This window comes from Streptomyces sp. T12 (assembly GCF_028736035.1).
GTDB lineage: Bacteria > Actinomycetota > Actinomycetes > Streptomycetales > Streptomycetaceae > Streptomyces.
Map to the genome: position 1 here is coordinate 7,664,933 of NZ_CP117866.1, position 26,182 is coordinate 7,691,114.

Consider the following 26,182-nt stretch of genomic DNA (forward strand, 5'->3'; position numbering starts at 1 on the left):
GTCCGTCTCCATCACAGCTGTAGAGAGTGGCGAGCACACGGTGGACGTACAGAAGAAGCTCGACGAGATCGTCGCGGCCGTCTCGGGTGCCCGGTCGATGCCCATGTCGGCCTCGTGCGTGGTCAACCGAGCCGATCTGCTCTCGATGCTCGAAGAGGTTCGCGAGGCCCTGCCCGGCTCCCTCGCCCAGGCCCGGGAGCTGATCGGCGACCGCGAACAGATGGTCGAGCAGGCCCGTCAGGAGGCCGAGCGGATCATCCACTCCGCGCACGCCGAGCGCGGCTCCCTGATCTCCGACACCGAGGTCGCCCGCCGCTCCCAGGCCGAGGCCGACCGCATCCTCGCCGAGGCCCGCAAGGAGGCCGAGGACATCCGCGCGGAGGCCGACGACTACGTCGACTCCAAGCTCGCCAACTTCGAGGTCGTCCTCACCAAGACCCTCGGCTCCGTCGGCCGCGGCCGCGAGAAGCTCCTCGGCACCGGCCCCGGCACCGACGAGCAGGGCTACGAGGACGAGGACGCCCCCGAGCGCAGCCATGACCCCGAGACCCTGCGCCGCACCGCCGACGAGTACGTCGACGTCAAGCTCGGCGCCTTCGAGGCGGTCCTGGCCAAGACCCTGGAGGCCGTCGGCCGCGGCCGCCAGAAGCTGCACGGCCGTATCGCCACGGACGACCTCGGCGCCCTCGCCGACGACATGAGTACGGTCCAGCACTCCAGCGACGCCGACTACCTGGCCGACCTCGCCGCCCTCGCGGAGCAGGACGCCTCGTCGGCCCCCGCCGAGCAGCCCGCCCAGCAACAGCAGCAGTACGACCAGCAGGCGGCCGTGCAGCCGGCGTACGGCTACCAGCAGCAGAGCGCGGATCCGTACGGCGGCTACCAGCAGGGCTACGGCGGCCAGCAGGACCCGTACGGCTACCAGCAGGCCGACCCCTACGCCTACCAGGGCTACGCCCCGCAGCAGGCCGCCTACGACCCGAACCAGGCTCAGCAGCAGGCCGCGCAGCAGCCCTCGCAGGGCAACCAGGGCTATGCCCTCGACGAGACCAGCCTCTTCGACACCAGCATGATCAGTGCGGAGCAGTTGCGGGCCTACGAACAGGGGCGAGGCCAGTAAGAGGCCACCGGATTGGGCCGTGAGCGAAAGGTCCAGTATCCTAGCTCTTCGGTCGCGCGTACGTCCGCGATCAACGCTGCCCGGGATCACCGCAGGGCAGCAACCCTCTGAGCTCGTAGATCGAAAGCAGGAATGGCGTGACAGCCCGCCTCGACCACCGCAACCCTCTCGTGTTCGACACGCACGAGCTGGGCCGGCGGCCCGGTGCGCTGCAGCGCCTGACCCGCACGGTCGACGCTCCCAAGGACTTCGGTATCCAGGGGGTCATCGGAGTGCCGGAAGGCGCCCCGGTGGAGCTTGAGCTCCGACTCGAGTCGGTCATGGAAGGTGTGCTTGTCACAGGCACCGGCCGTGCACAGGCCGAGGGGGAGTGCGTAAGGTGTCTGGAGCCGCTTCAGCTGGACGTCGAAGCGGACTTCCAGGAGATGTTCTCGTACCCTGACGCCGACGATCGGGGCCGTCACCACCACGGTGCGGAACCCGGCGACGACGCCGAGGACGACGAGGACAGGCTCTTTCTCGAGGACGGCCTGTTCGACCTCGAATCCGTGCTGCGCGATGCGGTGGTGCTCGCACTGCCGATGCAGCCGGTGTGCCAGGAAGACTGCCCGGGACTGTGCGCCGAGTGCGGCGCACGCCTCGCGGACGACCCGGACCACCACCATGACGCCGTCGACATCCGTTGGGCGGCACTGCAGGGACTCGCCGGTTCACTCGAAGACGGCGAGAAGGACGAGATGAGCGGCGCCGAACCGGGCGTCGACGAGAAGCAGGAGAAGTAGCCGTGGCTGTTCCGAAGCGGAAGATGTCGCGCAGCAACACGCGCCACCGCCGGTCGCAGTGGAAGGCTGCGGTCCCCACCCTGGTTGCGTGCGAGCGCTGCCACGAGCCCAAGCAGCAGCACATCGCGTGCCCGTCTTGCGGCACCTACAACAAGCGCCAGGTCCTCGAGGTCTGAGCGGCTGGTGAGAGGCACTGTGTCCACGCCGAAGAAGAACGCAGCGGACAACACAGCCTCGTCCCACACGCTGTTGGAAGGGCGGCTCGGGTACAAGCTCGAGTCCGCCCTTCTGGTGCGTGCGCTGACCCACCGCTCCTACGCATACGAGAACGGCGGTCTGCCCACCAACGAGCGCCTGGAGTTCCTCGGGGACTCCGTCCTCGGCCTCGTGGTCACGGACACGCTGTACCGCACCCACCCCGACCTGCCCGAAGGCCAGCTGGCCAAGTTGCGGGCCGCGGTGGTCAACTCGCGTGCGCTGGCGGAGGTCGGCCGTGGGCTCGACCTGGGCTCCTTCATCCGGCTCGGCCGCGGTGAAGAGGGCACGGGCGGCCGGGACAAGGCGTCCATCCTTGCCGACACCCTGGAAGCGGTGATCGGCGCGGTCTATCTCGACCAGGGCCTGGACTCGGCGGCGGAGCTCGTGCACCGCCTGTTCGACCCCCTGATCGAGAAGTCCTCGAACCTCGGAGCCGGCCTGGACTGGAAGACGTCCCTCCAGGAGCTCACCGCGACCGAAGGCCTCGGAGTCCCCGAGTACCTGGTCACGGAGACCGGCCCCGACCACGAGAAGATCTTCACTGCTGCCGCCCGCGTCGGAGGCGTCTCGTACGGCACCGGCACCGGCCGCAGCAAGAAGGAGGCGGAGCAGCAAGCCGCGGAATCCGCGTGGCGGTCCATCAAGGCCGCAGCGGACGAGCGCGCCAAGCAGGCGAAGGCGGCAGCAGAGGCCGCCGAGCCCGACGCCGACGCCGACGCGTCGTCGGCGTCCGCCTGACCGAACAGCGCGATCCGAGCGCCCGTGCCCGCCCAGGGCCGGGCGCTCGGCTCATATCCTCAGTCGTAGGAACACGGGGGAGTACGGGGGAGCCATGCCCGAGTTGCCCGAGGTCGAAGTGGTCCGGCGCGGTCTGGAGCGGTGGGTCGCCCATCGCACCGTCGCCGATGCCGAGGTCCTGCACCCGCGTGCCGTACGGCGGCACATCGCCGGTGCGGACGACTTCGCGCACCGTCTCAAGGGGCACCGCATCGGCATGCCGAGCCGTCGCGGCAAGTACCTGTGGCTGCCGCTGGAGGACACGGAGCAGTCGATCCTGGCCCACCTCGGGATGAGCGGCCAGCTGCTGGTGCAGCCGCAGGGCGCGCCCGACGAGAAGCACCTCAGGATCCGTGTGCGGTTCGCGGACGCCCTCGCCACCGAACTCCGGTTCGTCGACCAACGCACCTTCGGCGGCCTGTCGTTGCACGACAACACCCCTGACGGCCTGCCCGACGTCATCGCGCACATCGCCCGCGACCCCCTCGACCCGCTCTTCGACGACGAGGCCTTCCACCAGGCCCTGCGCCGCAAGCGCACGACGATCAAACGGGCCCTGCTCGACCAGTCGTTGATCAGCGGCGTCGGCAACATCTACGCGGACGAGGCCCTTTGGCGCGCCCGCCTGCACTACGACCGCCCGACCGCGACCTTCACCCGCCCGCGCTCCCTCGAACTCCTGGGTCACGTAAGGGACGTCATGAACGCCGCCCTCGCGGTGGGCGGCACGAGCTTCGACAGCCTGTACGTCAATGTCAACGGCGAGTCGGGCTACTTCGACCGGTCGCTGGATGCGTACGGCCGTGAAGGGCTGCCGTGCAAGCGGTGCGGTACGCCGATGCGCCGACGGCCCTGGATGAACCGGTCCAGCTACTTCTGCCCGAAGTGTCAGAGGGCGCCGCGCGTCTCGTCGTAATGCCGGCGTGCTTCGAGCACGTCGTCCATCTGCCCCTCCACGAAGTGGATGAGGGTCAGCAGCCGCTCGGCGATCCCGCGCCCCAGCGCTGTCAGCTCGTAGTCGACCCGCGGCGGATTGGTCGGCTGGGCCTCGCGGTGCACCAGGCCGTCGCGCTCCAGGGCGTGCAGCGTCTGGGACAGCATCTTCTCGCTGACGCCGTCGACGCGGCGGCGCAGTTCGTTGAAGCGCAGCGAGCCCTCGTACAGGGCGCCGAGGGTGAGTCCGCCCCAGCGGCCCGTGACGTGCTCCAGCGTGCCGCGCGAGGGACAGGCCTTGGCGAACACGTCGTACGGGAGGTTCTGCGCCTCCGTGGGCTCCTGCATGGTGTCCATGCCTCAAGCGTACTCGAATGCAGCGCTAACTCGCAGGTTGCACTAACCAAAAGTTAGCGCCTTCCTGTCGAGGCCGGCGCCGAGGTGCACCTGATCAAGGTGGACGAGATCACCGAGGAGCAGTGGGCGACCCTCGATGCCTCGGACGCCATCGTGTTCGGTTCGCCGACCTGCATGGGCACCGCGTCCGGCGCCTTCCACGCAGTTCTTCCAGATCCTCGCCGCCCAGCTCGGCATGCACTGGATCAACCTCGGCCTGCTCCCCGGCTGGAACAACAGCGCCGGCTCCGAGAACGACCTCAACCGCCTCGGCGTCTTCACCGGTGCCGCCGCCCAGACCAACGCCGACCAGGGTCCGGAGGCCGTTCGCAAGGCCGACGTCGCGACGGCCGAGCACCTCGGGCGTCGGGTGGCCGAGACGGCGCATGTGTTCGCGCGAGGGCGCGCCGCGGCCGCCTGAGTCGCGCCGTAATGAACGCGCACGACGGGCCGTACCCGCAGTAGCCTGCCCAATCGAGCCGGCCACTGGGGAACGGCGCCTTGGGGGTGGGTGTGCGGGACGGCCCGTTCTACCGGGTGCGCAGGGACGGGTACGAGATCTGCTTCGTCCTGAGCGCGGGGGAGGACCTCGACGCGGTCTGCGACGTCGACATGTGGGTCACGTTCGCCGACGGACAGCGGTGGTCCGGGAGCGTCTGCACCCTCGACGAGGCGCGCCGCCTGATGGACCGCTGGAAGGACACCGGCGAGAACCTCGGCGGGCGCTACTTCTACGGCTGGGACAACCTGATCGTCCGAGACCCGGGCATCCCCGCAATGGTCCACGTCATCGACCACCTCGTCGCGACCGGCGACTACCGGTCGGCTCTGCGCCCGCTGGGCCTCGCCGAGGACTGACAGCCGGTCAGTAACCGAAGTCCTGCGTCCACCAGGGCCCGCCGGAGCCGAAGTGCACACCGACCCCCAGCGTCTTGAAGTCGCAGTTCAGGATGTTGGCCTTGTGGCCCGGGCTGTTCATCCAGGCGTCCATCACCGCGGCCGCGTCGGCCTGGCCGCGGGCTATGTTCTCGCCGCCGAGGTCGGTTATGCCCGCCTTCGCGGCCCGGTCCCACGGAGAGGCGCCGCCGGGATCGGTGTGGTCGAAGAAGCCCTGCTCGGCCATGTCCTCGCTGAAGTCCTGAGCCAGATCGGCGAGTGAGCTGTTGGCGGCGACCGCGCTGCAGCCCACCTGCGCGCGCTCGTCGTTGACGAGCCGCAGCACCTCGGCCGCGGCGGCGACCTCCGCGGACACCGTCACGGGCGCGCTGGTCTTCTCCTTCTCCGGCTTCTTCTCGGGCGCCTTCGTGGCCGTACGCGAAGGGGTCTCCTTCGGCTTCTGGCTGGGCGTGGCCGATGGCTTCTTCGACGGCGTCTTCGTCGGTGCGGCCGACGAGGTCGACGGGGACGGCGAGGCGGGCCGCTGGACGTCGCGGCTGGTCGAGCCGCCGCCGTCGTGGTTCTCGGCGCTGCCGGACGTGCCGCCCTGTTCGCTCGGGGAGTTGGTCGGGGTGTCGGCGGCCTGCACCTTGTCCGCGCTGCCCGAGCCGCCGAGCTGGTAGTTGTCGATGCCGGGCACCACGCCGGTGGCGACGGCGACCGTGCCCAGGGCGACCGCCGCCGAGACGCCGAGCAGCCCGGTCTTCACCGGAACTCCGGCCTTCTTCTTGCGGCGGCGGTGCGAGCTGCCCCTTGGCCGCCCGGAGCCGCCGGAGGGCGTGAAGCCCTCACTGCGGAAGGCCGCGGTGGTCGCACCCGCGTCGGAGCCGCTGAGGGAGGCGGCGTCGCTGGGGAAGGTCGTGGTGCCGGTGATCCGGTCGTAGTCGTCGTCCGAGGCGAACAGGTAGGCGTCGCTCTTCGCGTAGGCCTCGGCGTACGCCTTCGGGTTCAGATAGGGGGCGATGCCCATCTGTGTGGGGTGGTCGCTCGTGTGCGAGTCCCGGGGGTCGTGCCCCTCCGTATAGGAGCCGTCCGTATGTGTGACCCCCGTGGCGCGGCCCGTGGCGGCGCGGCCGGCGGCGGAGCGTCGGTGGCGTCCCATGTTCTGGCCTTCCTCGTCCGTGCGGTCTCAACGTCCTCACAGAACTCACTCGATCGTGTGAGTTTCATATGGGATTCATTGGGTGGGGACGGTACCGCATGGCGCCAGAGGGGGAAGTGCCCGGAGAGACATTGGCCCGTTAGGTTGCACTCATGAGCGAGGATGTACGGCTGGTCGCCTGGGTGCGTGGACGCGTCCAAGGCGTGGGTTTTCGCTGGTTCACGCGGGCCAAGGCGCTCGAGATCGGCGGCCTGAGTGGTTTTGCTCTCAATTTGGACGACGGACGGGTCCAAGTCGTCGCGGAGGGGGCCCGGAATGGCTGCGAAGGACTCCTGGGCTGGCTTCAGGGCGACGACACGCCCGGGCGTGTGGACGGTGTCACCGAGATCTGGGACACACCTCGCGGGGGTTACGACGGCTTCGCCATCCGCTGAGCCGGATCTGTAAAACGTCCCTGATGCAAGCGGAAGGACGTGCCACCGGCAACTGCCCCAAGCAGAAAGGAGCAGGTGGTTGCCAAGAACCGCTTGCAGTGGCAGGCTCCGCACGTAAGGATGATCGCCACGCCCCGAGGGGCCCGCAGGAGTCGCCGCGCAGCCGCCATTCGGCCGTGTGCCCCCGGGTTTGCCCACCAATACGGGGCGTGATCGTGTTGACCGTCAAACTTTTTGGTGAGACGCTGAAAGCCCCGCGCACCTTCGCTGTTTGGCGTGGCTGAAACGGCAGCACAACCCCAGGCCTGCCAAGCAACCGCGGGTGCGAATCCCTCACGACCCACACCGCATCGGTCGGTCACTCAGTGTGGAGGACCATCCATCATGGCAAAGGCGCTTCTCGGTTACGTCGGCGGCTCCGACCCTCGACTCCTCGCCGAGATGCGACGGCTCCAGCAGCGCGTCCAGGACCTGGAATCCGAGCTCGGACGGATCCAGGCCGAGAATGACGCCCTGCAGGCTGCCGCTTCTCACGACAGTCTCATGGAGAGCATCGACGCACACCAGGCGGAGCCTGCGCTCACCTGATCACTGCATCGCTCCACAACAGCACAAGCAGTGGTTGGGCGGCCCGTATCCAACCGCTAAGTAGTTGTCAGACGACTGGCATGCCAGCCGTCAGAAGTTGCAAGGGACGCTTCGGCGTCCCTTCTTTCTTGCCTGCCCCCGCTTGCTGCGCTTACTGCCCCGCGCATCCTTTCACCCTCTTTAACGTCTGGTGTGCCCTGCACGTTCATCGGTGAAACCGTGGGTTCATGGAGTGACATCCGGGCGGCAGGTAGAGTCCAGCGGCGTGCACCTCAAGGCCCTGACCCTCCGCGGGTTCAAGTCGTTCGCCTCGGCGACCACGCTCCGGTTCGAGCCGGGGATCACGTGTGTCGTCGGTCCGAACGGCTCGGGCAAGTCCAATGTCGTGGACGCGCTCAGCTGGGTCATGGGCGAGCAGGGTGCGAAGTCGCTGCGCGGCGGCAAGATGGAGGACGTCATCTTCGCCGGCACGACCGGCCGTCCGCCACTTGGCCGTGCCGAGGTTTCGCTGACCATCGACAACTCCGATGGCGCACTGCCCATCGAATACGCCGAGGTCACCATCACGCGGATCATGTTCCGCAACGGCGGCAGTGAGTACCAGATCAACGGCGACACCTGCCGGCTGCTCGACATCCAGGAGCTGCTGTCCGACTCCGGTATCGGCCGTGAGATGCACGTCATCGTCGGCCAGGGCCAGCTCGACTCCGTCCTGCACGCCGACCCCATGGGCCGCCGCGCCTTCATCGAGGAGGCCGCGGGCGTCCTCAAGCACCGCAAGCGCAAGGAGAAGGCGCTCAGGAAGCTGGACGCGATGCAGGCCAACCTCGCGCGCGTGCAGGACCTGACGGACGAACTGCGCCGGCAGTTGAAGCCGCTGGGCCGCCAGGCGGCGGTGGCGAGAAGGGCCGCCGTCATCCAGGCGGACCTGCGCGACGCCCGCCTGCGCCTCCTCGCCGACGATCTCGTACGGCTCCGGGAGGCGCTCCAGGCCGAGGTGGCCGACGAGGCCGCGCTGAAGGAGCGCAAGGAAGCCGCCGAGCAGCAGCTGAAGAAGGCGCTCCAGCGTGAGGCGCTCCTGGAGGACGAGGTACGGCAGCTCACGCCGCGGCTGCAGCGGGCCCAGCAGACCTGGTACGAGCTGTCCCAGCTCGCGGAGCGGGTGCGCGGCACGATCTCGCTGGCCGACGCGCGCGTGAAGAGCGCGACATCCGTGCCACCGGAGGAACGCCGCGGCCGCGACCCCGAGGACATGGAGCGCGAGGCCGCCCGGATCCGCGAGCAGGAGGCCGAGCTGGAAGCGGCCCTGGAGGCGGCCGAGCGGGCACTGGAGGACACGGTCGCCCACCGTGCCGAACTGGAACGTGAACTCACGCAGGAAGAACGGCGCCTGAAGGACGTCGCTCGTGCCATCGCCGACCGCCGCGAGGGGCTGGCCCGGCTGAACGGGCAGGTCAACGCGGCCCGTTCACGTGCGGCCTCCGCCCAGGCCGAGATCGACCGCCTGGCCGCCGCGCGGGACGAGGCCCAGGAGCGGGCCTTCGCAGCGCAGGAGGAGTACGAGGCCCTGAAGGCCGAGGTCGACGGCCTGGACGCCGGCGACGCGGAACTCGCCGAACAGCACGAGGCGGCGAAGCAGCAGCTCGCGGAGGCGGAGGCCGCCCTGTCCGCGGCCCGCGAGGCGGCCACCGCGGCGGAACGGGGGCGCGCCGCGACCCAGGCCCGCCACGAGGCGCTGGCGCTGGGCCTGCGCCGCAAGGACGGCACCGGCGCACTGCTCGGCGCGAAGGACCGCCTCACGGGGCTGCTCGGCCCGGCCGCGGAGCTGTTGACGCTGACACCGGGGTACGAGGTTCCGCTCGCGGCCGCGTTCGGCGCGGCGGCGGACGCGATCGCGGTGACGTCGCCGTCCGCCGCGGCCGAGGCGATCCGGCTGCTGCGGAAGCAGGACGCAGGGCGAGCGGCACTGCTGCTGAGCGGAGCCCCCGACGACGTACCGGGGCAGCCGCACACCGATGGGCCGCCGTACGCCGCCGACCTGGTCCGCGGTCCCGACGAGCTCATGCCCGCCGTACGCCGTCTGCTGCGCGGCATCGTCGTCGTCGCCACCCTCGAGGACGCCGAGGACCTCGTCTACACCCGCCCCGACCTCACCGCCGTAACGGCCGAAGGCGACCTGCTGGGCGCGGGCTTCGCGCACGGGGGGTCCGCCGGGGCGCCCAGTCTGCTCGAAGTGCAGGCCTCCGTGGACGAGGCCGCCGCCGAGTTGGAAGAGCTGGCTGTGCGGTGCGAGGAACTGGCCGGGGCGCAGCATGCGGCGGGTGAGCGGCGCAAGGAGTGTGCCGGGCTCGTCGAGGAGCTGGGGGAGCGGCGCCGGGCGGCCGATCGGGAGAAGTCGGCCGTCGCCCAGCAGCTCGGGCGGCTCGCGGGGCAGGCGCGGGGTGCCGCGGGCGAGGCCGAGCGGTCCGTTGCCGCCGCCGCGCGGGCGCAGGAGTCGCTCGACAAGGCCCTCCAAGAGGTCGAGGAGCTGGCCGAGCGGCTCGCCGTCGCCGAGGAGATGCCGGTCGAGGAGGAGCCCGACACGTCGGTACGGGACCGTCTCGCCGCCGATGGCGCCAACGCCCGGCAGACCGAGATGGAGGCCCGGCTCCAGGTCCGTACGCACGAGGAGCGGGTCAAGGGACTGGCCGGACGTGCCGACTCCCTCGACCGGGCCGCCCGCGCCGAACGCGAGGCACGCGCGCGTGCCGAGCAGCGGCGGGCGAGGCTGCGGCACGAGGCGGCCGTCGCCGAAGCCGTCGCCTCCGGCGCGCGCCAACTCCTCGCGCACGTCGAGGTCTCCCTCGCCCGCGCCGGCGAGGAGCGCACCGCCGCCGAGGCCGCCAAGGCACGGCGTGAGCAGGAGCTGGCCGCCGCCCGAAACGAAGGCCGCGACCTCAAGGCCGAACTCGACAAGCTGACCGACTCCGTCCACCGTGGCGAAGTCCTCGGCGCCGAGAAGCGGATGCGGATCGAGCAGCTGGAGACCAAGGCGCTGGAGGAACTGGGCGTCGAACCGGCCGGGCTCGTCTCCGAGTACGGCCCTCACCAGCTCGTCCCGCCCTCCCTGGCCGCCGAGGGCGAGCAGCTCCCCGAGGACCCCGAGCACCCCCGCAACCAGCCCAAGCCCTTCGTCCGGGCCGAGCAGGAGAAGCGGCTCAAGGCCGCCGAGCGCGCCTACCAGCAGCTCGGCAAGGTCAACCCGCTCGCCCTGGAGGAGTTCTCCGCGCTGGAGGAACGGCACAAGTTCCTCAGTGAGCAGCTCGAGGACCTGAAGAAGACCCGCGCCGACCTGCTCCAGGTCGTCAAGGAGGTCGACGAGCGCGTCGAGCAGGTCTTCACCGAGGCCTACCGGGACACGGCCCGGGAGTTCGAGGGTGTCTTCAGCCGACTGTTCCCCGGGGGCGAGGGACGGCTGATCCTGACCGATCCCGACAACATGCTCACCACGGGCGTCGATGTCGAGGCGCGTCCGCCGGGCAAGAAGGTCAAGCGGCTGTCGCTGCTCTCGGGTGGTGAGCGCTCACTCACCGCTGTCGCGCTGCTCGTGTCGATCTTCAAGGCCCGGCCGAGCCCGTTCTACGTCATGGACGAGGTCGAGGCCGCCCTCGACGACACCAACCTGCAGCGGCTGATCCGCATCATGCAGGAGCTGCAGGAAGCCTCGCAGCTGATCGTGATCACCCACCAGAAGCGCACGATGGAGGTCGCCGACGCGCTGTACGGCGTCTCCATGCAGGGCGACGGGGTGTCCAAGGTCATCAGCCAGCGACTTCGCTGACGCCGCCGGTCAGTCTCGACCGTCGATCACGACCGTCGAACACTTCACCTTCACTTCTTCAATAAGTGAACACATCTCGCCAAATCGCGTCTCGAAAGTCACAGCCACCCCTCTATTGACTTCGAAACTTGAAGGCATAGTCTCTGCAACGTTGCTTTTACCTTCAGGTATCACTACTTGGAGCGGCTGACCCCCACCCGGCAGCGTTGCCGGTGGCCCGAGGAGTACACGTGACCAGCACAGCGCAGGCACCCACGTCAGGAGCCAGGACGGCTCACCCCGAGCATCTCGGGCACGTCGTCTTCATCACCGCAGCGGCCGCCATGGGCGGCTTCCTCTTCGGCTACGACAGCTCCGTCATCAACGGAGCCAACGGTGGTATCCAGGCCCGGTTCGACCTCAGCTCCGGTGTCACCGGGACCGTCGCCGCCAGCGCCCTGCTCGGCAGCGCCGTCGGCGCCGCGATCGCCGGCCGCATAGCCGACCGCATCGGCCGCATCCGCGTCATGCAGATCGCGGCGGTGCTGTTCGCCGTGAGCGCCGTCGGTTCGGGCCTTCCGTTCGCCGCGTGGGACCTCGCCGCCTGGCGTGTGCTCGGCGGTATCGCCATCGGCATGGCCTCGGTCATCGGCCCGGCCTACATCGCCGAGGTCGCCCCGCCCGCCTACCGCGGCCGGCTCGCCTCGTTCCAGCAGGCCGCCATCGTCATCGGCATCGCCGTCTCCCAGCTCGTCAACTGGGCTATCCTCAACATGGCCGACGGCGAGGAGCGCGGGAGGGTCGCGGGCCTGGAGGCCTGGCAGTGGATGCTCGGCGTGATGCTGGTACCCGCGGTGATCTACGGCCTGCTGTCCTTCGCCATCCCCGAGTCCCCGCGCTATCTGATCAGCGTCGGCCGCGTCGAGGACGCGAAGAAGGTGCTCGCGGACGTCGAGGGCGGGACGGACCTGGACGGCCGGGTCGCCGAGATCGAGCGCGCCATGCACAGCGACCACAAGTCGACGTTCCGGGACCTGCTGGGCGGCCGGTTCGGTCTGCTGCCGATCGTGTGGATCGGTATCGGCCTCTCCGTCTTCCAGCAGCTGGTCGGCATCAACGTCATCTTCTACTACTCGAACCTGCTGTGGCAGTCCGTCGGCGTCGACCCGTCGAGCTCGTTCTTCTACTCGTTCGAGACCTCGATCATCAACATCGTCGGCACCGTGATCGCGATGATCTTCGTCGACCGCATCGGCCGCAAGCCGCTCGCCCTCATCGGCTCCGTCGGCATGGGCATCGCGCTCGCGGCGGCCGCCTGGGCCTTCTCCTTCCAGAGCGGCAACGACCCGCTGCCGACCGCGCAGGGCTACGTCGCGCTGATCGCCGCCAACGCCTTCGTCCTCTTCTTCGCCCTGTCCTGGGGCGTGGTCGTCTGGGTCATGCTCGGCGAGGTCTTCCCGAACAAGATCCGCGCCGCCGCCCTGGGTGTCGCGGCCTCGGCCCAGTGGATCGCCAACTGGGTGATCACGATCACCTTCCCGGACCTGTCGGACTGGAACCTGTCGCTCACCTACGTCATGTACGCGGTGTTCGCCTTCCTCTCCATCCCGTTCATCCTCAAGTTCGTGCCCGAGACCAAGGGCAAGAAGCTGGAGGAGATGGGCTGACCGGCCCCCGATCTCGGGGAGAAGGGCCAAGTCCCCGCTGCCCCTCTCCCCGTAACCCCGCCGCCGCCCCGGCTCGGCCACTGCCCGAGCCGGGGCGGCGGTTTCTCGTACGTCACCACCCGTTCCGGATATCAGCAGGTCAGGCCTCCAACGCCGGAAGCACCTCCTCCGCGAACAACCGCAGGCTCCGCCACCCCTCCTCCACCGGCATCCCGCCCGACAACGGGTGCAGTACGTAGTTGGCGTGGCCCAGCGCCACACACTCCCGAGGCGTCACGATCCGGTACACGCCCTCGGCACGCAGCTCGTCCACCGTCGTGGCCGCCGATTTCACGGCGGACCGTACGTCCCCGGACTGCCAGGAGGCGTACGTCCGCGCCTCGTGCAGGAAATGCCCGCCGTAGCGAGCCCACGCCCGGTCGGGATCCTCGGCGATGTGCAGCAGAGGCGTCTCCGCGGCCGGCATCATCGTCCAGCCCTCGGTGCCGTACTCGACGAGCCGCTCCTTGTAGTACGCCTCCAGCTCCGGCAGATGCGCGCTGGGGAAGAACGGCAGGCCGAGCCGGGCGGCCCGGCGGGCGGCGGCCTTCGAGGAGCCGCCGACCAGGAGCAGAGGGTGCGGGTCGGTGTAGGGGCGCGGAGTGACCCGTACCGTACGGCCCCGGTACTCGAAGGGCTCGCCGGTCCAGGCCTTGAGCAGGGTGTCGAGGAGCTCGTCCTGGATCTTGCCGCGCCGCTTCCAGTCCACGTCGAACAGGGCGTACTCCTCGGGGCGGTACCCGATCCCGGCGACGGTCACCAGGCGGCCGCCGCTCAGCAGATCCAGTACGGCGATCTCCTCGGCCAGCCTCAGCGGGTCGTGCAGCGGACCGATGATCGCCGAGACGGTGACCGCGAGGCGCCGGGTCGCGCCGAAGACCGCGGCCGCGAAGGCGAAGGGCGAGGGCAGCCAGTTGTTCTCGGCGCCGTGGTGCTCCTCCGTCTGCACGGTGGTGATGCCGTGCTCGTCGGCGTACGCGGCCATCTCCAGGGCCGCCTGATAGCGGGCGGCGAGCGAGGCGGGGGTCGCGTCGGGCTCGACGAGGTTGAAGCGTACGACCGTGACGGGCATGGGGGTCCCCCTTCACCGGGCGGGTGTGAAGGCGGACGTTAGCTGACGGTGTGTCAGACATCCAGAGGGGTGTCGCCGGACTCCATGGCCGATACTGGACGCGTTATGGACATCCTCATCCTTGCTGTAGTCATCGCCGTGGTCGTGCTCGGCGCGCTCGGTGGGCTGATCGTCGGCAGCCGACGCAAGAAGCAGCTGCCGCCGCCGCCCCCGGCCGCCCCCGACATCACCGCCCCTCCGGCCGAGCCGCACGTCGGCGACGAGGCCGAAACGCCGCGCGACGAACCGCGCCGGACCATAGAGGAGGTGGACCTTCCGGGCGGCGGAGCACCGACCGCCGTCGAGGAACCGCCGGTCGTCGAAGAGCTCCCGCCGACCGAGATCGAGATCCCGGAGCCCACCGCCGGCCGCCTGATCCGCCTGCGCGCCCGGCTCTCCCGTTCGCAGAACGCCCTCGGCAAGGGGCTGCTCACGCTCCTGTCGCGCGAGCACCTCGACGAGGACACCTGGGAGGAGATCGAGGACACGCTGCTCACCGCCGACGTCGGCGTGCTGCCCACCCAGGAACTGGTCGACGGGCTGCGCGAGCGCGTGAAGGTCCTCGGCACCCGCACCCCCGACGAGCTGCGCGGCCTGCTGCGCGAGGAGCTCCTCAAGCTGGTCGGCACCGACTTCGACCGCACGGTCAAGACGGAGCCGGAGACCAGCAAGCCCGGCATCGTGATGGTCGTCGGCGTCAACGGCACCGGCAAGACCACCACCACCGGCAAGCTCGCCCGCGTCCTCGTGGCCGACGGCCGCAGCGTGGTCCTGGGCGCCGCCGACACCTTCCGTGCCGCCGCCGCCGACCAGCTCCAGACCTGGGGCGAGCGCGTCGGCGCCTACACCGTGCGCGGGCCGGAGGGCGGCGACCCCGCCTCCGTGGCCTTCGACGCGGTGAAGGAGGGCAAGGAGATGGGGTCGGACGTCGTCCTCATCGACACCGCCGGGCGCCTGCACACCAAGACCGGCCTCATGGACGAGCTCGGCAAGGTCAAGCGGGTCGTCGAGAAGCACGCGCCGCTGGACGAGATCCTGCTCGTGCTGGACGCGACGACGGGGCAGAACGGCCTGGTCCAGGCCCGCGTCTTCGCCGAGGTCGTCGACATCACCGGCATCGTGCTCACCAAGCTGGACGGCACGGCCAAGGGCGGCATCGTCGTCGCGGTACAGCGCGAACTGGGCGTGCCGGTGAAGCTGGTCGGGCTGGGCGAGGGTGCCGATGACCTGGCGCCGTTCGAGCCGGAGGCGTTCGTTGACGCCCTTATCGGGGAGTGACCCCACCTCACCTACGAACTTTCGTATGTGCTCGGCCGAAGAAGCGCCCGCCTCCCAAGGTGCAGTTGGGGGGACGGGCGCTTCGCTGTGTACGACGGTGAGCTGTGTACGGCTGTGAGCCGGGTACGACTGTGACGGTTGTGCCCTGCGTTACGCCCGCGACCGATGCGCCACGTAGGCCAGCGTCCCCAGCAGCAGTCGCGCGGCCGGCGGCCTCGTAGCCGAGTCCAGCTCGGGTGGCCGCAGCCACCGCACCGGCCCCAGCCCGCCCCGGTCGGACGGCGGCGCCGTGATGTGCGTACCGGGGCCGAGGCCGCGCAGGTCGAGGTGGGTCGGGTCGTCCCAGCCCATGCGGTAGAGCAGCTCAGGGAGTTCCGCGGCGGCGCCGGGGGCGACGAGGAAGTGGGCGCGGCCCTCGGGGGTGGCGGTGACCGGGCCGAGGGGGAGGCCCATGCGCTCGAGCCGGGTGAGCGCGCGGCGTCCGGCGGGCTCGGCCACCTCGATCACGTCGAACGCCCGCCCGACCGGCAGCATCACCGCGGCGCCCGGTACCTCCGCCCAGGCCTTGCCGACCTCGTCGAGGGTGGCCCCGGCCGGGACCTCGGGCGCGAAGTCGAGGGGGTGTGCGCCGGGGGCGTGACAGTCGGAGTGGCCGCACGAGCAGGCGCCCGCCGCGGCTCGCGCGCCGGGCACCACGTCCCAGCCCCACAGTCCGGTGAACTCGGCGACCGTGGTGCACTCCGAGGAGCGGCCGCGTCGTCGCGAGCCGGATCGGATCTCCCGGATGCCGCCGATCGTGAAGCCCATGCCCCCTCCAACGGGTCCAGTGCGCCGGTGGTTACGACACGGATTCGGTACGTGACCCTGTGTGTTCTTAGATCGCCGGTTACCCATCGGCCCGCTCGGTCCACTCGGCGCCTGGAAGTACTCCGGGTTGTGGGCTTGGCAACACGCGCCCCTGAGTGCTTCGCTCCGCCCACTTCCGGCCGTCCTATGTCAAGTGAATCGCGTGGAGGCCACCGTTAGTTCATTCGAAGGGGTGGCGAATGGTGGCGTTTCCGGGATCGCCATGGCTGGGCCCGTGATCGTAGGATTACCGTGAGTGCACGGACCCTCGGGGCACATGCACGTGTGGGTATGCCGGGGGCAAGTCGGCTTTCCGTTCGAAGGGTGACAACTGCCGGACGGGCGACCGTATTTACCGGCATTCTGATAGGGCTTGGCGCACTCGGTGACAAGTGGTCCAAGGGATGGGGGCGTTCCAGTGAGCGGCAACAGCGGAAGCGGTACGAGTGCTGGTGGCGCATCGCACGCTGACAAGCGCCCGAACGAGCTGCTCGCGTCCTGGTTCGTGCGCAGCGGCTGGTCGAAGGGTGAACTGGCCCGTCAAGTGAACCGCCGCGCACGCCAGTTGGGCGCCAACCACATCTCGACCGACACCTCGCGCGTCCGTCGCTGGCTGGACGGCGAGAACCCCCGCGAGCCGATCCCACGGATCCTGTCCGAGTTGTTCTCCGAGCGGTTCGGCTGCGTCGTCTCCGTCGAGGACCTCGGCCTGCGCGCCGCCCGTCAGTCACCCTCCGTGTCCGGCATCGACCTGCCCTGGACGGGCCCGCAGACGGTGGCCCTGCTCAGCGAGTTCTCGCGCAGTGACCTGATGCTGGCGCGGCGCGGCTTCCTCGGGAGCTCGCTGGCCCTGTCCGCGGGCCCGGCCCTCATCGAACCGATGCAGCGCTGGCTGGTCCCCGCACCCCAGGCGCCGTACCAGGAGCCCCGGCCCGTCCCGTCCTCGCGCGCGCGTGGCCGCCTGTCCAGGCCCGAGCTGGACCTGCTGGAGTCCACCACCGTGATGTTCCGGCAGTGGGACGCCCAGTGCGGCGGCGGGCTGCGCCGCAAGGCGGTCGTGGGTCAGCTGCACGAGGTGACCGACCTGCTCCAGGAGCCCCAGCCGGAGGCGACCACCCGCAAGCTGTTCAAGGTCGCCGCCGAGCTGGCGGAGCTGGCGGGCTGGATGTCGTACGACGTGGGGCTCCAGCCGACCGCGCAGAAGTACTTCGTCCTCGCGCTGCACGCCGCCAAGGAGGCGGGCGACCGGCCGCTCGGCTCGTACATCCTCTCCAGCATGAGCCGCCAGATGATCCACCTCGGCCGGCCCGACGACGCCCTGGAGCTGATCCACCTCGCGCAGTACGGCAGCCGGGACTGCGCGAGCCCGCGCACCCAGTCGATGCTGTATGCGATGGAGGCCCGCGCCTACGCGAACATGGGCCAGCCCGGCAAGTGCAAGCGGGCGGTCCGGATGGCCGAGGACACCTTCTCCGAGACCGACGAGTGGGACGAGCCGGACCCCGACTGGATCCGCTTCTTCTCCGAGGCCGAGCTGTACGGCGAGAACTCCCACTCCTACCGAGACCTGGCCTATGTCGCCGGCCGCAGCCCGACGTACGCCTCGCTGGCCGAGCCCGTGATGCAGCAGGCCGTGGACCTGTTCGCGAACGACAGTGAGCACCAGCGGTCGTACGCGCTGAACCTCATCGGCATGGCCACCGTCCATCTGCTGCGGCGCGAGCCCGAGCAGAGCGCGGTCTATGCGGAGCAGGCCATGCAGATCGCCAAGAAGGTCCGCTCCGAGCGCGTCAACACTCGTATTCGAAAGACGGTCGACACGGCCGTACGCGACTTCGGGGATCTCGCCGAGGTCGTGGACCTCACCGACAAGCTCGCCGTGCAGCTGCCCGAGACGGCGGAGGCGGTCTGAGTTTCGCGTGCAATCCCAGGGCAACCCCTGAACCCCGGCCGCGGCCGGCCCTCCCGAACTGCCCGACTCGGCTCCCCCATGCCAGGTCATCGGAAGGCCGACCGCGGCCGGTTTCTCTCCTTCGATGAAGGTTGCGCCACGATAACGATCGCGCGGCCGAACATCTCGCAGTTCATCAACGCGTAACACGCGGGGCGCCTTCGTCACGGCGGCGAAACAACGAGGGGCTTCCATCGAAACGGCGCTGCGTCAATCTCGTGGCGCATAACCGGCCCACCCCTCAATCCGCTCAGGTTTCGCCCGCACGGGGCCGTACCAACACGAGGAGACGCCGATGGCACCAGCCATCATGATGGCGGCAGACAAGGTAGAGCTGTCGCCCGCCAACACAGGTTTCATGCTCATCTGTTCCGCCCTGGTGATGCTCATGACCCCGGGCCTGGCCTTCTTCTACGGAGGCATGGTCCGCGTCAAGAGCACCTTGAACATGTTGATGATGAGTTTCATCAGCCTGGGGATCGTCACCATCCTGTGGGTGTTGTACGGCTTCTCCCTCGCCTTCGGCACCGACTCGGGCAGCCTCATCGGCTGGAACTCCGACTGGGTCGGCCTCAGTGGTGTCGACAAGGGCGAGCTGTGGGGCACGTACAACATTCCGCTTCTCGCCTTCATGGTCTTCCAGCTGATGTTCGCGATCATCACGCCCGCGCTGATCAGCGGTGCTCTCGCGGACCGCGTGAAGTTCTCCGCCTGGGCGCTGTTCATCGCGCTGTGGGCCACGATCGTCTACTTCCCCGTCGCCCACTGGGTCTGGGGTGAGGGCGGCTGGGCCTTCGACATGGGCGTGATCGACTTCGCCGGTGGTACGGCGGTCCACATCAACGCGGGTGCCGCTGCGCTCGGCGTGATCCTGGTCATCGGCAAGCGCGTCGGCTTCAAGAAGGACCCGATGCGCCCGCACAGCCTGCCGCTGGTCATGCTCGGCGCCGGTCTGCTGTGGTTCGGCTGGTTCGGCTTCAACGCCGGCTCGTGGCTCGGCAACGACGACGGCGTCGGCACGCTGATGTTCGTCAACACGCAGGTCGCCACGGCCGCCGCCATGCTGGCCTGGCTGATCTACGAGAAGATCCGCCACGGCGCGTTCACCACGCTGGGCGCTGCCTCCGGCGCGGTTGCCGGTCTGGTCGCCATCACCCCGTCCGGTGGTGCGGTCACCCCGATCGGCGCGATCGCCGTCGGTGCCATCGCCGGTGTCCTGTGCGCCATGGCCGTGGGCCTGAAGTACAAGTTCGGCTACGACGACTCGCTCGACGTCGTCGGTGTCCACCTCGTCGGCGGTGTCGTCGGCTCGATCCTGATCGGCTTCTTCGCCAGCGGTAAGGGCCAGTCGGAGGCGACGGGCGTCTTCTACGGCAAGCACACCTTCGACCAGCTGTGGAAGCAGCTCGCCGGTGTCGGCGGTGTCCTCGCCTACTCCCTGATCGTCTCCGCGCTCCTCGCCTTCATCCTCGACAAGACCATCGGTATGCGGGTCTCCGAGGACGAGGAGGTCGCCGGTATCGACCAGGCCGAGCACGCCGAGACCGCATACGACTTCAGTGGTGCCGGTGGCGGTTCCGCCAAGGCCGCGGTAACGGCCCCGGTCGCCGCAGCTTCGAGCAAGAAGGTGGACGCATGAAGCTCATCACCGCCGTCGTGAAGCCGCACCGGCTCGACGAGATCAAGGAGGCCCTCCAGGCCTTCGGAGTGCACGGCCTGACGGTCACCGAGGCGAGCGGCTACGGTCGTCAGCGGGGCCACACCGAGGTCTACCGCGGTGCCGAGTACACCGTCGACCTGGTCCCTAAGATCCGCATCGAGGTGCTGGCCGAGGACGACGACGCCGAGCAGCTGATCGACGTCATCGTCAAGGCCGCCCGTACCGGCAAGATCGGTGACGGCAAGGTCTGGTCCCTGCCGGTCGACACGGCCGTACGGGTGCGGACCGGCGAGCGCGGACCGGACGCGCTCTGAGGAACGCGCTCTGAGAGAAGAACTCCAAGAGAACGCGCTCTGAGAGAAGAAGAAGGACAGGAGTCGCTGGGTGTCGGGTACGGACGTTCGTAAGGATGCAGAGGACTCGGGACCCAGCGGCTACGCGGCGGCCCGGCTGCGTCTCCTCACCGAGGGGGCGCAGTCCGGGCCGCCGCGCCGTACGGCCCTCGCGAACCTGACCGACGACTGGCTGACCGGCCTGTTCGCCGCCGGGGCCGAGGGACTGCGCGGCGCCTCCCTGGTCGCCGTCGGCGGCTACGGCCGCGGCGAGCTGTCCCCGCGCAGCGACCTGGACCTGCTTCTGCTGCACGACGGCAGCGACCCCGGTGCGGTGGCCGCCCTGGCCGACCGCATCTGGTACCCCGTCTGGGACCTCGGCCTCGCCCTCGACCACTCCGTGCGTACGCCGGTCGAGGCCCGCAAGACCGCCGGGGAGGATTTGAAAGTCCAACTCGGCCTGCTGGACGCCCGCCACATCGCGGGCGACCTCGGCCTCACGGCAGGACTGCGGACGGCGGTCCTGGCCGACTGGCGCAACCAGGCGCCCAAGCGCCTGCCCGAACTCCAGGAGCTGTCCGCCGAACGCGCCGAGCGGCAGGGCGAGCTGCAGTACCTGCTGGAACCCGACCTGAAGGAAGCGCGCGGCGGTCTGCGTGACGCCACCATCCTGCGCGCCGTCGCCGCCTCCTGGCTGGCCGACGCCCCGCGCGAGGGCCTCGACGACGCCCGGCGCCGACTGCTCGACGTGCGCGACGCCCTGCACCTGACGACGGGGCGCGCGACGGACCGGCTCGCGCTCCAGGAGCAGGACCAGGTCGCGGCCGAGCTGGGTCTGCTCGACGCGGACACGCTGCTGCGGCAGGTGTACGAGGCGGCGCGGGTCATCTCGTACGCGAGTGATGTCACGTGGCGCGAAGTGGGGCGTGTGTTGCGCTCGCGCGCCGTTCGGCCACGTCTGCGCGCCATGCTGGGCGGCGGGAAGCCGACCGCCGAGCGCTCACCGCTCGCCGAGGGTGTGGTGGAGCAGGACGGCGAGGTGGTGCTCGCCCGCGCCGCGCGCCCTGAACGCGACCCCGTGCTCCCCCTGCGCGCCGCGGCCGCCGCAGCGCAGGCCGGACTCCCGCTCTCCCTGCACGCCGTACGGCGCATGGCGGCCGCCGTGCGCCCTCTGCCCACGCCCTGGCCAGCCGAGGCGCGTGAGCAGCTCGTGACCCTGCTGGGCTCCGGGCGGCCGACGGTCGAGGTGTGGGAGGCCCTGGAGGCCGAAGGGCTCATCACTCGCTTCCTCCCGGACTGGGAGCGGGTGCGCTGCCGTCCGCAGCGCAACGCCGTGCACATCTGGACCGTCGACCGGCACCTCATCGAGACCGCCGTCCGGGCCTCCGAGTTCACCCGCCGCGTCCACCGCCCCGACCTCCTCCTGGTCGCCGCGCTGCTGCACGACATCGGCAAGGGCTGGCCCGGCGACCACTCGGTGGCCGGCGAGATCATCGTCAAGGACGTGGCCGCCCGCATCGGCTTCGACCGCGACGACGTGGCCGTCCTCTCCACCCTCGTACGCCATCACCTGCTGCTCGTCGAGACGGCCACCCGGCGTGATCTGGAGGACCCGGCCACCGTGCGCTCGGTCGCCGAGGCGGTCGGCTCCCAGGGCACCCTGGAGCTGCTGCACGCCCTGACCGAGGCGGACGCGCTGGCCACCGGCCCGGCGGCCTGGTCGTCGTGGCGGGGTTCGCTCGTCGCCGACCTGGTGAAACGGGTCGCGGCCGTACTCGCCGGGGACGACCTGGACGAGCCCGAGGCCGCCGCGCCCACCGCCGAGCAGGAGCGGCTGTCCATCGAGGCGATCGCGACCGGCAGCCCGGTGCTGGCGCTGCGCGCGCAGACCGAGCCTCCGGCCGAGGACCAGCCCTCGGGCGACCCGGAGCCGCTCGGCGTGGAGCTCCTCATCGCCGTACCGGACCAGCCGGGCGTGCTGCCCGCGGTGGCCGGCGTCCTGGCGATGCACCGCCTGACCGTCCGCACCGCGGAGCTGCGCGCCCTGGATCTGCCGGACGGCGTCGAGGGTTCCGTCCTGCTGCTGGACTGGCGGGTAGCCGCCGAGTACGGCTCGCTGCCGCAGGCCGCCCGGCTGCGCGCCGACCTGGTACGGGCGCTGGACGGCTCCCTGGACATCGCGGGGCGCCTCGCCGAGCGGGACGCCGCCTATCCGCGCCGCCGGGGCGTCGTGGCGCCGCCGGCGAGGGTGTCGGTCCACCCGGCCGCCTCCCGGCTGGCCACGGTGATCGAGGTGCGCGCGCAGGACGCGCCGGGGCTGCTGTTCCGGATCGGCCGGGCGCTGGAGGACGCGAGCGTGCGGGTGCGCAGTGCACACGTGAGCACGCTGGGTGCCAACGCGGTCGACGCGTTCTATGTCACAGGGCCCGAGGGAGCGCCGCTGCCCAGCGAGGAAGCGGCCTCCGTGGCGCGGAAGCTGGAGGAGACGTTGCGGGGGTAACAGGGGGATCCCGGCAACCTGCGCCGCCGGGATACCCTGGAGGGCGATTCCCAGCTGCCACCGACCCCGAGGACCGCGAGCGCCGTGTTCGATACTCTCTCCGATCGCCTCTCAGCGACTTTCAAGAACCTGCGCGGCAAGGGACGGCTCTCCGAGGCGGACATCGACGCCACCGCGCGCGAGATCCGCATCGCACTCCTCGAAGCGGACGTGGCACTGCCCGTCGTCCGGACGTTCATCAAGAACGTCAAGGAGCGCGCTCTCGGCGCCGAGGTCTCCAAGGCGCTGAACCCGGCCCAGCAGGTTCTGAAGATCGTCAACGACGAGCTCGTGACGATCCTGGGCGGCGAGACCCGGCGCCTGCGCTTCGCCAAGCAGCCGCCGACCGTGATCATGCTGGCGGGTCTGCAGGGTGCCGGTAAGACCACCCTCGCGGGCAAGCTCGGCCGCTGGCTGAAGGAGCAGGGCCACTCGCCGCTGCTGGTCGCCGCCGACCTCCAGCGCCCGAACGCCGTGAACCAGCTCAGCGTGGTCGCCGAGCGCGCCGGTGTCGCGGTCTACGCGCCCGAGCCGGGCAACGGCGTCGGTGACCCGGTCAAGGTCGCCAAGGACTCCATCGAGCACGCCAAGGCCAAGGTCCACGACATCGTGATCGTGGACACCGCCGGCCGCCTGGGCATCGACCAGGAGATGATGCAGCAGGCCGCCGACATCCGGGACGCGGTCTCGCCGGACGAGATCCTGTTCGTCGTCGACGCGATGATCGGTCAGGACGCGGTCAACACCGCGGAGTCCTTCCGCGACGGCGTCGGCTTCGACGGCGTGGTGCTCTCCAAGCTCGACGGTGACGCCCGCGGTGGTGCGGCCCTGTCGATCCGCCAGATCACCGGCAAGCCGATCATGTTCGCGTCGAACGGCGAGAAGCTCGACGACTTCGACGCCTTCCACCCGGACCGGATGGCCTCCCGCATCCTCGACATGGGTGACCTGCTCACCCTGATCGAGCAGGCGGAGAAGACCTTCGACCAGGCCGAAGCCCAGAAGATGGCCGAGAAGCTGGCCTCCAAGAAGGGCCAGGACTTCACCCTCGACGACTTCCTGGCCCAGATGGAGCAGGTCAGGAAGATGGGCTCCATCTCCAAGCTGCTCGGCATGCTCCCGGGCATGGGCCAGATCAAGGACCAGATCAACAACCTCGACGAGCGGGACGTCGACCGCACGGCCGCGATCATCAAGTCGATGACCCCGGCCGAGCGCCAGGAGCCGACGATCATCAACGGCTCGCGGCGCGCCCGTATCGCGCGCGGTTCCGGCGTCGAGGTCAGCGCGGTGAAGAACCTCGTCGAGCGGTTCTTCGAGGCCCGCAAGATGATGTCCCGCATGGCCCAGGGCGGCGGCATGCCCGGTATGCCGGGGATGCCGGGCATGGGTGGCGGCCCCGGCCGCGCCAAGAAGCAGCCGAAGAAGGCCAAGGGCAAGCAGCGCTCCGGCAACCCGATGAAGCGCAAGCAGCAGGAGCAGGAGGAGGCCGCCCGCCGCGCCGCCGCCGCGCAGGCCGGAGGCGCCTTCGGCGTGCCGGGCCAGCAGGCTCCGCAGGACTTCGAGCTGCCGGACGAGTTCAAGAAGTTCATGGGCTGACGCGTACGTTGTCGCTCGCCGGGGGCGCCCCTCTCCACGGGGGGCGCCCCCAGCGCATGCCATGGCCGGATATCTGCCGTAACGTCCAGATATGAGCAATGCCGCGCCGCCACGCAAGGCTCCTGACCAGCCGTGGCGCACCGAGGGCACGCCGGACGAGCCGTCCGGGCGGCCCGGTGGGCGACGGATGCGCGGCCGCTGGTGGAGCCTGCTCCTCACCGCGGTGATCGTGTTCCTGCTCGCCTATCTGGGGCTGACGTACCTCGACCGGGGCAACGAGCCGACGATCTCCTACACGGAGTTCAGCAGGCAGGTCGACGCCGGCAATGTCGACAAGATCTACTCCAAGGGCGACGCGATCCAGGGGGAGCTCAAGAGCGCCCGGGACAACCCCGAGGGCGACGGCGACTACACCAGGTTCAAGACCCAGCGCCCGGCCTTCGCGGACGACGACCTCTGGCAGGAACTGAGCAGCCGCGACGTGACGGTGACCGCCCAGCCGGTCGTGCGGGAGCGCGGCGTCGTGTCCAACCTGCTGATCTCGCTGGCGCCGATCGTGATCATCGTGGCGGTGTGGATCTTCGTCGCCCGGCGGTTCGGCGCGGGCAAGGGCGGCGCGGGCGGCATGTTCGGGCGCAAGACGCCGCCCAAGCCGGTCGAGCTGCGGCCGGGGACCCAGCGCACGACATTCGCCGACGTGGCCGGCATCGACGAGGTCAAGGGCGAGCTGGACGATGTCGTCGACTTCCTGGAGCACCCCGACGCCTATCGCCGGATGGGCGCGAAGATGCCGCGCGGCGTGCTGCTCGCCGGCTCGCCCGGCACCGGCAAGACCCTGCTGGCGCGTGCGGTGGCGGGCGAGGCGGGCGTGCCGTTCTTCTCCGCCTCCGCGTCCGAGTTCATCGAGATGATCGTCGGCGTCGGCGCGTCCCGCGTCCGGGAGCTGTTCGCCGAGGCCCGCAAGGTGGCGCCGTCGATCATCTTCATCGACGAGATCGACACCATCGGGCGGGTGCGCAGTGGCGGCGCGTCGGTGAGCGGCCATGACGAGCGCGAGCAGACGCTGAACCAGATCCTCACGGAGATGGACGGGTTCTCCGGCTCCGAGGGCGTGATCGTCATCGCGGCCACGAACCGCGCCGACATCCTTGACCCGGCGCTGACCCGGCCCGGCCGCTTCGACCGGGTGGTCAACGTCTCCCCGCCGGACCGCGGCGGGCGCGAGGCCATCCTGCGGATCCACACCCGCGAGATCCCGCTCGCCGAGGACGTGGATCTGACCCGGCTCGCCCGTACGACCCCGGGCATGACGGGCGCGGACCTGGCCAATCTCGCCAACGAGGCGGCCCTGCTCGCCGTCAAGCGGGGGCAGGAGCAGGTGACCGCCTCGGACCTCTCCGAGGCGCTGGAGAAGGTGCAACTGGGCGCCGAGCGCACCCTCGTGATGCCCGAGGAGGATCGCCGGCGCACGGCCTACCACGAGAGCGGGCACGCCCTCCTCGGCATGCTGCAGCCGGGCGCCGACCCCGTCCGCAAGATCACCATCGTGCCGCGCGGCCGGGCGCTCGGGGTGACGATGTCGACGCCTGAGGTGGAGCGGTACGCGCATTCCGAGCAGTACCTGCGCGGCCGCATCATCGGCGCACTGGGCGGCATGGCGGCCGAACAGGTGGTCTACGGGGTCGTCACCACGGGCGCGGAGAACGACCTGGAACAGGTCACCAACATCGCGCGCGGCATGGTGGCCCGCTGGGGCATGAGTGAACGGGTCGGCCGGCTGTCCGCCCTGCCGAGCGACACCCAGCAGGCGTACGGGCTCGCGGCCGCCCCGCAGACCCTCGACGTGATCGACGCCGAGATGCGCCGGATCGTCGACGAGTGCTACGAGGAGGCCTGCCGCAAGCTCCGCGACCACCACCGGCAGTTGGAGGCGCTGGCGGAGGCCCTGCTGGAGAACGAGACGCTGGAGGAGGCGGACGCCTACCGGATCGCGGGCATCACCCGGCTGACGAAGGAAGCGGACGCGTAGCGGGCC

At 70.1% G+C, this 26,182-nt stretch carries 21 protein-coding genes and 1 pseudogene; 18 read left to right on the forward strand and 4 right to left on the reverse strand.

Translation table 11 applies throughout. From position 1 onward, the window contains the following. Positions 1-40 precede the first annotated feature (40 nt). The 5 genes from PBV52_RS34570 (at position 41) to mutM (ending at position 3,853) form a co-directional block, all read left to right on the forward strand. Positions 41-1,120, forward strand: a complete 1,080-nt coding sequence (locus PBV52_RS34570) for an ATP synthase F0 subunit B (RefSeq protein ID WP_274243655.1) — start codon at positions 41-43, stop codon at positions 1,118-1,120. A gap of 137 nt (positions 1,121-1,257) precedes the next feature. Further along, positions 1,258-1,902, forward strand: a complete 645-nt coding sequence (locus tag PBV52_RS34575) for a DUF177 domain-containing protein (protein ID WP_062709120.1) — start codon at positions 1,258-1,260, stop codon at positions 1,900-1,902. Between the two features lie 2 nt (positions 1,903-1,904). After that, positions 1,905-2,078 (forward strand): 50S ribosomal protein L32, encoded by a 174-nt coding sequence (gene rpmF / locus PBV52_RS34580; RefSeq protein ID WP_003951102.1) that lies wholly within the window; start codon positions 1,905-1,907, stop codon positions 2,076-2,078. Between the two features lie 19 nt (positions 2,079-2,097). Continuing rightward, the gene (gene rnc, locus PBV52_RS34585; RefSeq protein ID WP_274249776.1) at positions 2,098-2,898 is read left to right on the forward strand and encodes a ribonuclease III; all 801 of its coding nucleotides are present in this window, start codon (positions 2,098-2,100) and stop codon (positions 2,896-2,898) included. A 94-nt stretch (positions 2,899-2,992) separates the two neighbouring features. Beyond that, positions 2,993-3,853, forward strand: coding sequence for a bifunctional DNA-formamidopyrimidine glycosylase/DNA-(apurinic or apyrimidinic site) lyase (gene mutM, locus PBV52_RS34590; protein WP_274243656.1), 861 nt, complete (start codon positions 2,993-2,995; stop codon positions 3,851-3,853). Here mutM and PBV52_RS34595 read toward each other — a convergent pair. Continuing rightward, the gene (locus PBV52_RS34595) at positions 3,826-4,227 is read right to left on the reverse strand and encodes a helix-turn-helix domain-containing protein (RefSeq protein WP_274243657.1); all 402 of its coding nucleotides are present in this window, start codon (positions 4,225-4,227) and stop codon (positions 3,826-3,828) included. The two genes, mutM and PBV52_RS34595, sit on opposite strands and share 28 nt — an antisense overlap. Before the next feature lie 69 nt (positions 4,228-4,296). Between PBV52_RS34595 and PBV52_RS34600 the strand changes: the two are divergent. Together PBV52_RS34600 and PBV52_RS34605 are read left to right on the forward strand one after the other, a co-directional pair. Then, positions 4,297-4,687, forward strand: a pseudogene (locus PBV52_RS34600) (NADPH-dependent FMN reductase); the annotation flags it as partial. A gap of 86 nt (positions 4,688-4,773) precedes the next feature. Next, positions 4,774-5,124: a hypothetical protein gene (locus tag PBV52_RS34605; RefSeq protein WP_306801498.1), complete on the forward strand. Its 351-nt coding sequence runs from the start codon at positions 4,774-4,776 to the stop codon at positions 5,122-5,124. A gap of 7 nt (positions 5,125-5,131) precedes the next feature. On the opposite strand, the gene PBV52_RS34610 is transcribed toward PBV52_RS34605, so the two are convergent. After that, entirely contained in the window at positions 5,132-6,304 is a 1,173-nt protein-coding gene (locus PBV52_RS34610; RefSeq protein ID WP_274243659.1) for a CAP domain-containing protein, read from the reverse strand. Between the two features lie 152 nt (positions 6,305-6,456). Between PBV52_RS34610 and PBV52_RS34615 the strand changes: the two genes are divergently transcribed. The 4 genes from PBV52_RS34615 to PBV52_RS34630 all read left to right on the forward strand — a co-directional run bounded on the left by PBV52_RS34615 (position 6,457) and on the right by PBV52_RS34630 (position 12,792). Next, on the forward strand, positions 6,457-6,738 hold the full coding sequence (locus tag PBV52_RS34615; RefSeq protein ID WP_274243660.1) for an acylphosphatase: 282 nt from the start codon (positions 6,457-6,459) through the stop codon (positions 6,736-6,738). A gap of 384 nt (positions 6,739-7,122) precedes the next feature. Continuing rightward, a complete protein-coding gene (locus PBV52_RS34620; RefSeq protein WP_274243661.1) occupies positions 7,123-7,326 on the forward strand; it encodes a hypothetical protein in 204 nt (67 codons plus the stop codon). Between the two features lie 265 nt (positions 7,327-7,591). Continuing rightward, on the forward strand, positions 7,592-11,146 hold the full coding sequence (gene smc, locus PBV52_RS34625; RefSeq protein ID WP_274243662.1) for a chromosome segregation protein SMC: 3,555 nt from the start codon (positions 7,592-7,594) through the stop codon (positions 11,144-11,146). 230 nt (positions 11,147-11,376) lie between these two features. Further along, positions 11,377-12,792 (forward strand): sugar porter family MFS transporter, encoded by a 1,416-nt coding sequence (locus PBV52_RS34630; RefSeq protein ID WP_274243663.1) that lies wholly within the window; start codon positions 11,377-11,379, stop codon positions 12,790-12,792. A 139-nt stretch (positions 12,793-12,931) separates the two neighbouring features. On the opposite strand, the gene PBV52_RS34635 is transcribed toward PBV52_RS34630, so the two are convergent. Continuing rightward, the gene (locus PBV52_RS34635) at positions 12,932-13,903 is read right to left on the reverse strand and encodes an LLM class flavin-dependent oxidoreductase (RefSeq protein WP_274243664.1); all 972 of its coding nucleotides are present in this window, start codon (positions 13,901-13,903) and stop codon (positions 12,932-12,934) included. A gap of 105 nt (positions 13,904-14,008) precedes the next feature. On the opposite strand from PBV52_RS34635, the gene ftsY reads away from it, so the two are divergent. Continuing rightward, positions 14,009-15,220: a signal recognition particle-docking protein FtsY gene (gene ftsY / locus PBV52_RS34640; RefSeq protein ID WP_274243665.1), complete on the forward strand. Its 1,212-nt coding sequence runs from the start codon at positions 14,009-14,011 to the stop codon at positions 15,218-15,220. 150 nt (positions 15,221-15,370) lie between these two features. On the opposite strand, the gene PBV52_RS34645 is transcribed toward ftsY, so the two are convergent. Beyond that, complete coding sequence (locus PBV52_RS34645; RefSeq protein WP_274243666.1) at positions 15,371-16,027, reverse strand: bifunctional DNA primase/polymerase; 657 nt, start codon at positions 16,025-16,027, stop codon at positions 15,371-15,373. A gap of 457 nt (positions 16,028-16,484) precedes the next feature. Between PBV52_RS34645 and PBV52_RS34650 the strand changes: the two genes are divergently transcribed. The 6 genes from PBV52_RS34650 (at position 16,485) to ftsH (ending at position 26,176) form a co-directional block, all read left to right on the forward strand. Then, positions 16,485-17,978 carry a hypothetical protein gene (locus tag PBV52_RS34650; protein ID WP_274243668.1) on the forward strand — a complete coding sequence of 498 codons (1,494 nt, stop codon included), beginning with the start codon at positions 16,485-16,487 and terminating at the stop codon, positions 17,976-17,978. 334 nt (positions 17,979-18,312) lie between these two features. Further along, positions 18,313-19,656 carry an ammonium transporter gene (locus PBV52_RS34655; protein ID WP_274243669.1) on the forward strand — a complete coding sequence of 448 codons (1,344 nt, stop codon included), beginning with the start codon at positions 18,313-18,315 and terminating at the stop codon, positions 19,654-19,656. Continuing rightward, entirely contained in the window at positions 19,653-19,991 is a 339-nt protein-coding gene (locus tag PBV52_RS34660; RefSeq protein WP_055725071.1) for a P-II family nitrogen regulator, read from the forward strand. The genes PBV52_RS34655 and PBV52_RS34660 overlap by 4 nt, the downstream gene beginning before the upstream one ends. 70 nt (positions 19,992-20,061) lie before the next feature. Continuing rightward, positions 20,062-22,509, forward strand: a complete 2,448-nt coding sequence (locus PBV52_RS34665) for a [protein-PII] uridylyltransferase (RefSeq protein WP_274243673.1) — start codon at positions 20,062-20,064, stop codon at positions 22,507-22,509. A gap of 84 nt (positions 22,510-22,593) precedes the next feature. Then, positions 22,594-24,147, forward strand: a complete 1,554-nt coding sequence (gene ffh / locus PBV52_RS34670; RefSeq protein ID WP_274243675.1) for a signal recognition particle protein — start codon at positions 22,594-22,596, stop codon at positions 24,145-24,147. A gap of 91 nt (positions 24,148-24,238) precedes the next feature. After that, positions 24,239-26,176 carry an ATP-dependent zinc metalloprotease FtsH gene (ftsH, locus tag PBV52_RS34675; protein ID WP_274243677.1) on the forward strand — a complete coding sequence of 646 codons (1,938 nt, stop codon included), beginning with the start codon at positions 24,239-24,241 and terminating at the stop codon, positions 26,174-26,176. Positions 26,177-26,182 lie beyond the last annotated feature (6 nt).

Coding starts and splice junctions, on each gene's coding strand:
- PBV52_RS34635 (WP_274243664.1), bottom strand. CDS start 13,903: ATGCCCGTCACGGTCGTACGCTTCAACCTCGTCGAGCCCGACGCGACC.
- PBV52_RS34615 (WP_274243660.1), top strand. CDS start 6,457: ATGAGCGAGGATGTACGGCTGGTCGCCTGGGTGCGTGGACGCGTCCAA.
- PBV52_RS34660 (WP_055725071.1), top strand. CDS start 19,653: ATGAAGCTCATCACCGCCGTCGTGAAGCCGCACCGGCTCGACGAGATC.
- PBV52_RS34620 (WP_274243661.1), top strand. CDS start 7,123: ATGGCAAAGGCGCTTCTCGGTTACGTCGGCGGCTCCGACCCTCGACTC.
- ftsY (WP_274243665.1), top strand. CDS start 14,009: ATGGACATCCTCATCCTTGCTGTAGTCATCGCCGTGGTCGTGCTCGGC.
- PBV52_RS34595 (WP_274243657.1), bottom strand. CDS start 4,227: ATGGACACCATGCAGGAGCCCACGGAGGCGCAGAACCTCCCGTACGAC.
- PBV52_RS34645 (WP_274243666.1), bottom strand. CDS start 16,027: ATGGGCTTCACGATCGGCGGCATCCGGGAGATCCGATCCGGCTCGCGA.
- PBV52_RS34655 (WP_274243669.1), top strand. CDS start 18,313: ATGGCACCAGCCATCATGATGGCGGCAGACAAGGTAGAGCTGTCGCCC.
- mutM (WP_274243656.1), top strand. CDS start 2,993: ATGCCCGAGTTGCCCGAGGTCGAAGTGGTCCGGCGCGGTCTGGAGCGG.
- ftsH (WP_274243677.1), top strand. CDS start 24,239: ATGAGCAATGCCGCGCCGCCACGCAAGGCTCCTGACCAGCCGTGGCGC.
- PBV52_RS34610 (WP_274243659.1), bottom strand. CDS start 6,304: ATGGGACGCCACCGACGCTCCGCCGCCGGCCGCGCCGCCACGGGCCGC.